This is a genomic window from Acinetobacter sp. YH12227 (genome assembly GCF_013417785.1).
Lineage (GTDB): Bacteria > Pseudomonadota > Gammaproteobacteria > Pseudomonadales > Moraxellaceae > Acinetobacter > Acinetobacter gandensis.
This window is the reverse complement of sequence record NZ_VPDH01000051.1, coordinates 22,944-29,675: the sequence shown is the minus strand read 5'-3', so window position 1 is coordinate 29,675 and position 6,732 is coordinate 22,944. Positions and strand designations below refer to the sequence as shown.

Annotated in this window: 6 protein-coding genes and 1 pseudogene; all 7 read left to right on the top strand. The window is 37.5% G+C overall.

The window, feature by feature from the left end:
- Positions 1-109 (top strand): annotated as a pseudogene (locus tag FTV09_RS11820) (IS701 family transposase); the annotation flags it as partial.
- A 227-nt stretch (positions 110-336) separates the two neighbouring features.
- On the top strand, positions 337-1,413 hold the full coding sequence (locus FTV09_RS11815; protein WP_180058425.1) for a polysaccharide biosynthesis/export family protein: 1,077 nt from the start codon (positions 337-339) through the stop codon (positions 1,411-1,413).
- Positions 1,413-1,841 carry a low molecular weight protein-tyrosine-phosphatase gene (locus FTV09_RS11810; protein ID WP_180058422.1) on the top strand — a complete coding sequence of 143 codons (429 nt, stop codon included), beginning with the start codon at positions 1,413-1,415 and terminating at the stop codon, positions 1,839-1,841. The genes FTV09_RS11815 and FTV09_RS11810 overlap by 1 nt, the downstream gene beginning before the upstream one ends.
- A 16-nt stretch (positions 1,842-1,857) precedes the next feature.
- A complete protein-coding gene (locus FTV09_RS11805) occupies positions 1,858-4,050 on the top strand; it encodes a polysaccharide biosynthesis tyrosine autokinase (protein ID WP_180058421.1) in 2,193 nt (730 codons plus the stop codon).
- A 249-nt stretch (positions 4,051-4,299) separates the two neighbouring features.
- Positions 4,300-5,013 (top strand): FKBP-type peptidyl-prolyl cis-trans isomerase, encoded by a 714-nt coding sequence (locus FTV09_RS11800; RefSeq protein ID WP_180058420.1) that lies wholly within the window; start codon positions 4,300-4,302, stop codon positions 5,011-5,013.
- A 54-nt stretch (positions 5,014-5,067) separates the two neighbouring features.
- Complete coding sequence (locus tag FTV09_RS11795) at positions 5,068-5,760, top strand: FKBP-type peptidyl-prolyl cis-trans isomerase (RefSeq protein ID WP_180058419.1); 693 nt, start codon at positions 5,068-5,070, stop codon at positions 5,758-5,760.
- 194 nt (positions 5,761-5,954) lie between these two features.
- The gene (locus FTV09_RS11790; RefSeq protein WP_180058418.1) at positions 5,955-6,695 is read left to right on the top strand and encodes a dienelactone hydrolase family protein; all 741 of its coding nucleotides are present in this window, start codon (positions 5,955-5,957) and stop codon (positions 6,693-6,695) included.
- Positions 6,696-6,732: the final 37 nt, after the last annotated feature.

Here is a 6,732-nt window from a genome sequence, read left to right as displayed (position 1 = left end):
AAATGTATATCGTTGGCAGAAGAAATTATTTAGACCAGTTATCAAAAACTTCATTGATGACTTTATTCTCGATAAAAATCATCTGCTACCACAGAGAATCTATAAATAATAGTGCGTAAGTCCTATAATAACAAGATCTTTAAAAAGATGTTCATACATGCAAGTCTTGATTAAACTTACGATTTAAAACAAATGTAAAGCTATATTCTACAAGGTGAATAGTATAAACTTAACATCCTAAAATGAGTAATTTGGGTATTTAAACCCGCATTTTAATGATTCAAAAATTTTATAAATAGGATTTGTATTCGAGTGAGTTACTATCGTTATAGCTGTATGTTAGCTTTGAGTCTAAGTATGACGGGTTGTGCCATTACTTCAGGCTTACAAACCTATGACCTTCCTAAAGAAGGTACATTTCAGACTGATTTAGGCTCGACAGTCAATGTTATTAAACTAACTCAAGAAAATTTATTAGCTGTTCAACCCGCCCAAGTAAATCAACAAAATTTTGCACACCTTTTTAATCAGCAACAAAAAAATTATCGGTTAAGTTCAGGTGATATTTTATCTATTTATTTATGGGCATATCCAGAAATAACACCACCTACAAATACAATTAGCAACCAAGAAGCCATTAAGTCAAATGGTTATCAGATTGATCAAAATGGCTACATTCAATTCCCAATCATTGGTCGTTATAAAGCAGCAGGTAAATCACTCAATCAAGTCAATCAAGAATTACGTAACCAATTAGCACGTTACTTAAAAACACCTGATGTGATCGTTCGTGTGCTTTCCTACCAAGGCCAACGTTATTCAGTGCAAGGTAATGTAATGAAAGGCGGTCAGTTTAACCTTACCGATCAGCCTACAAGCATCTACACTGCACTTGGCCTTGCCGGTGGTGTAAATAGTCAATTCGGTGACAATGCTTCATTAACTTTGGTTAGAAATGGTCAAAGTTATGCACTCAATAGTATTGAACTTGAAAAAGCTGGATATTCTTTACACAACTTACTCATCAAACCGAATGACACAATTTATGTCAACTCACGTGAAAACCAAAAAATTTATGTGATGGGAGAGTCTGGTAAAAACCAATCTTTACCAATGCGTGAACAAGGCATGAGCCTCAGTGATGTCCTAGGTGAAAGTCTAGGTATTAACTCACTTTCAGCAAGTCGAGGTAAAATCTACGTAGTGCGTAGCGATATGAACAGCCCGATGACTGAAATTTACCATTTAGATTTAACCAGTATTGGTGACTTCGGTTTGGCCAATCAATTTAAAATGCGTAGTAATGATATCGTCTATATCGATGCATCTGGGTTGGCACGTTGGCAACGTGTAATCAATCAGGTGATTCCATTCTCAAATATAATTTATAACTTTGATAGAATGGGTCAATAATGCATTTTAAGAATATCCTCGTCGTTTGTGTGGGTAATATTTGCCGTAGTCCAATGGCTGAGTATCTCCTAAAAAAAGATCATCCCGACCTGAATATTTATTCAGCTGGAATCTCAGGTATGATTGGGCATGCAGCAGATGAAAAAGCTCAATACTGTATGCAAAAAATTGGCATCGATATGAGTGGACATATTGCCCAAAAATTAAATGCTGAACTGATCAAAAAATCAGATTTAATTTTGGTCATGAGTTCAAATCAACAAAAGCATATTGAACAGACATGGCCATTTGCAAAAGGAAAGACTTTTCGTTTAGGTCATTGGCAAGGTAAAAATGTGCCTGACCCATACCAGCATGATCAGGCTTTTTTTGACCAGACCTCAGAACTGATCCAATCTTGCGTTGCAGATTGGACTAAACAAATTTAACTTTTGATGTACGATTATGAGCCAAAATACCAATACAGAAGATACAATTGATTTAAAAGAATTATTTTTCTCTCTGATTGCACAGTGGAAGTTAATTGCTCTATGTGTAATTTTAAGTCTTGTTTGTGCTTTACTTTATTTAAGAGCAACACCGGATACTTATTCAGTCAATGCTTTAGTACAAGTGGAAGAGAGTAAAGGGACTTCTGCTGCACTCTTAGGTGATCTATCAGGCATGATTGATCAAAAGCAGCCTGCCCAAGCAGAAATTGAGATTCTTAAATCACGTTTAGTTCTTGGTAATGTCATTCAAAGTTTACATCTCGACCTAAAAATTTCCGGTACAGAAAACTCTTTCACTGATCGCTTATTTTCCCCGCATGAATATGTCACAGAATATAAAAATAAATCAGTCGTTTTCAAAGATAATGAAAAAAGTTTTGAAATTCGTCAATTTGATATCCCTACACAATATCGTGACAAGGATATTGGCCTACAGTTTCAAGAAAATAAACTTTCTTTAATTGATCTAGACACTGACCAAAAAATATTAACAGCACCATTGAACCAAAAAAGTTCTTTGCGAACAGCAGAAGGTCTTTGGGAAATCTCAGTTTATAGCAAAGATCAATTCAAAGATGACTATTTAATTCAAAAGCAATCTTTACCAGCTGCTGTGGACAGCATTTTGGCAAACTATTCGGTTGCTGAAAAAGGTAAAATGACGGGCGTGCTTGGTCTGAATTACCAAGGTCAAGATAAAGAACATATTACTCAAGTTTTGAATGCCATCCTTGCAGCATATAGTCATCAAAATATTGAAAGACGTTCTGCTGAAAGTGCACAAACATTAAAATTCCTTGACGAACAACTCCCTGAACTAAAACAACAGCTTGATGTCGCAGAACGTGAATTTAACAAATTCCGTCAAGAGTTTAATACCGTCGATGTGACCAAAGAATCTGAGCTATATTTAACTCAAAGCATCACCCTTGAAACTCAAAAAGCTGAATTAGAGCAAAAAGTTGCTGAAGCTTCTGCAAAGTACACTAGTGAACATCCTGTGATGCAGCAAATGAATGCACAACTTGGTGCAATCAATAGCAAAATTGGTGAACTCAATACAACTTTGAAAAAGCTTCCAGATTTACAGCGTCGTTATTTACAGCTATACCGTGAAGTTGAAGTAAAACAACAACTTTATACTGCATTATTGAACTCTTACCAACAGCTTCGTATTGCCAAAGCTGGTGAAATTGGCAATGTCCGTATTGTCGATACTGCTGTAGAGCCAATTGAGCCCATCAAGCCTAAAAAATTAATTATTCTGATTTTATCGTTATTTGTAGGCGGTTTTATTGGTGTATTAATTGCACTTGTTCGTAACATGCTGCGCTCAGGAATCAAAGATTCTTCAGAAATCGAAAACAACCTTGATCTACCTGTCTATGCAACGGTACCGCGTTCTCCAGTTCAAGAAAGCCTCATTAAACTGTTGAAGAAGAAGAAAACAATTCCTGTACTTGCTGTTAAACACAGTGATGACATTGCGATTGAAAGTTTACGTAGTATGCGTACTGCAATTCACTTTGCTTTATCGTCTGCAAAAAATAATTTGATCATGATTTCAGGTCCAGCACCTGAAGTGGGTAAATCTTTTGTTTCAACAAACTTAGCGACTATTTTGGCGCAGAGTGATAAGCGCGTACTGATTGTTGATGCCGATATGCGTCGTGGTTGCTTAAATAAATACTTCAATCAAGACAATCAACCTGGTCTTGCAGAGTTTTTAAATGGGCAAAGTGGCATTGACAGTATTGTTAAAACAACAGAAATTCCAAATTTAAGTGTCGTAACTCGGGGTAAAAGCCCAACTAACCCTTCTGAATTATTAAGCTCGAATAAGTTCAAAGAGTTCTTAGATTTAATTGCCGACAAGTTCGATCATGTGATTATCGATACCCCGCCTGTACTTGCTGTAACTGACGGTATCATCATTTCACAATTTGCAGGTGTGAATCTTGTCATCGCGCGTTATGCAAAAACCCAGATGAAAGAACTTGAACTCACTGTAAATCGCTTTGAACAAGTGGGTGTCAAAGTTAATGGTATTATCTTGAACGATATCCAGCGTAGTTCTGCTGGTTATGGTTATGGTTATGGTTATAACTATTCATATAGTTATAAAGCAGCTAAAGATCAAGACTGACTTTCAGCTATTAAAAAAAAGCCAGTGTTTATACACTGGCTTTTTTATATAAGTAATAAACAAACACCTAAAGATTATGTATAAAAAATGTTTTATATATTCATGCTGTTATAGTATAAAAATTAGAAGATGACTATGATGAACTTTCCTACACAGTGTTTGCTCTAACTTTCATAGCAATCGCATGTTAGGAAAAGTCTGCTAGAATTTCAGCAACTTTTTACATATAAAATAATTGTGGGAAAATATATGAGTAAGGCCCTACCTATCGCTGTCGCTGTTCTACTCGGCGGTGCCGCACTTGTTCCTGTTTACTATGCAACCAAGACACCTGCTACGCAATCAGCAACATCAACTCAACCTGCTGCAAATGCTTCAGCTGTCGCAAAAATTAGCTATGCATTAGGTTATGAAGTCGCACATCAAACACCACCTGAGTTGGATATTGATAGCTTTGTAACAGGTGTGCGTGCTGGCCATGCTCGTACTAAACCAGCTTATACAGAAGAAGAACTGCAAAAAGCATATACTGAATTCCAGCAAGAAATGCAGAAAAAACAACTTCAAAGTAATCAGCAAGCGCAAAGCTCAAGCGATAACTTTTTAAATGAAAACAAAGCAAAAGCAGGTGTTAAAACTACAGCGTCTGGCTTGCAATACCTGACAACGAAAGAAGGTACAGGTAAACAACCTCAAGCAACTTCTGTAGTAAAAGTGCATTACACGGGTAAGCTTGTTGACGGTACTATATTTGATAGCTCTGTAGAGCGTGGAGAACCGATTGAATTCCCACTGAACCAAGTAATTCCGGGTTGGACTGAAGGTCTACAGCTCATGAAAGAAGGCGGTAAAGCAACGCTTTATATTCCAGCTAATCTCGGTTACGGTGCGCAAGGTGTTCCAGGAACCATTCCACCAAATAGCACATTAATTTTTGATGTAGAACTCATCGAAGTTAAATAATAAAACTATGCAGGAGAGCCTAACAACTCTCCTGCTTTATTTTGAGATAAAAGCATGAAATTAGGACTGGGTTTATTGTGTTTTGCACTGTGCACAAGTAGCACCTTTGCCAAAGATGTTAATAATAAAAGTAGCGCCGCAGAGCAAGTCGGTTATAGCTTTGGCTATTTAATGGGTCGCAGTAATGCCGAATCTATTAAAGATCTCGATATTGATGCTTTTGTTTCAGGATTAAAAGCAGCATCCAAAGGTCAAGTGTCGTCGCTCAGCGATGAAGAAATGACACGTGCCTTAACCCAATATAAAAAGCAAGCTGAAGCAAAACAACTCATTGAGTTGAAGCAAAAAGCTGATGCAAATGCAAAAATTGGCAATGCTTTCCTAAGTGAAAATACGAAAAAGCCCGGCATTCAAATCACAAAATCTGGCTTACAGTATCAAGTGATTCAACAAGGTAAAGGGAAAACGCCAAAAGCCAATTCAACGGTCAAAGTACATTATGAAGGTCGTCTTTTGGACAATACGGTATTTGATAGTTCTATCGCACGTAACCAACCTGCTATGTTCCAAGTGAGCCAAGTGATACAAGGTTGGACTGAAGGCCTACAACTGATGAAAGAAGGAGCAAAATATCGCTTCTTTATTCCTGCGAATTTAGCTTATGGACAAATTGGCTCAGGTGATGTCATTGAGCCAAACAGTACACTCATCTTTGATGTTGAACTCATCGAAGTTGTGAATAAATAAAATTCTAAAAATGTTTAAACTGGGCGTAATGATCAACTGATCACGCCCAATGCTCAATTATTTAATTTCTACTTTATTTATTTTCAATCATCAAAATTTCACATTGACATCATAGATTTAGATAAATCATTTTTGTTATTTATGCTTTAATTTCTAAGCATTCAAACGTTCCATTGCCTTACAGGGATTTAAACATGACCGTCAAAATCAAAACACGCGAAATTGAATATACTGCTGCAGATGGCACAAAACTGATTGGCTATTTTGCCACGCCTGAAACATCTGAACCCGTTGCAGGTGTATTGGTTTCACCTGAGTGGTGGGGACGTAATGAATATACCGAACAACGTGCTCGTGAATTGGCTGAACATGGCTATGCAGCTTTAGCACTGGACATGTATGGTGACAAAAAAGTTACTACAGATGCGAAACAAGCTTATGAATGGATGATGCAAACCTTTGATCATGCAAACACAATTGTGACCCGTGCGTCTGCCGCTTTAACCACTTTGGCACAGCAATCTGAAGTAAATGCAGCTAAACTCGGAGCAATCGGTTTTTGCTTTGGCGGTAAAGTGGTCTTAGACCTCGCACGTTCAGGAGCAGAACTAGATGCTGTGGTCACATTTCATGCGACCTTGGCAACAGCAACACCGGCTCAAACTGGCCAAGTCCAAGCCGAGCTTTTGGTGCAACATGGTGAACTCGACTCTATGGTAACTCTGGATGATGTGGCGAGTTTCCGTGAAGAAATGCATGCTGCGGGTGTGAACCATAATGTCATCGTGTATGCCGATGCCAAGCATGGATTTAGCAACCCTTTGGCTGATGAACGTGCAAAAGCGAATAATGTCGATTTAGGCTATAACGCAGCAGCAGAGCAACAAAGCTTAAATGCGATGTATGCATTACTAGATCGAACTTTAAAAGTTTAATCAGTATCTGGTTAATAAATAAAAAGTGATGAAATAA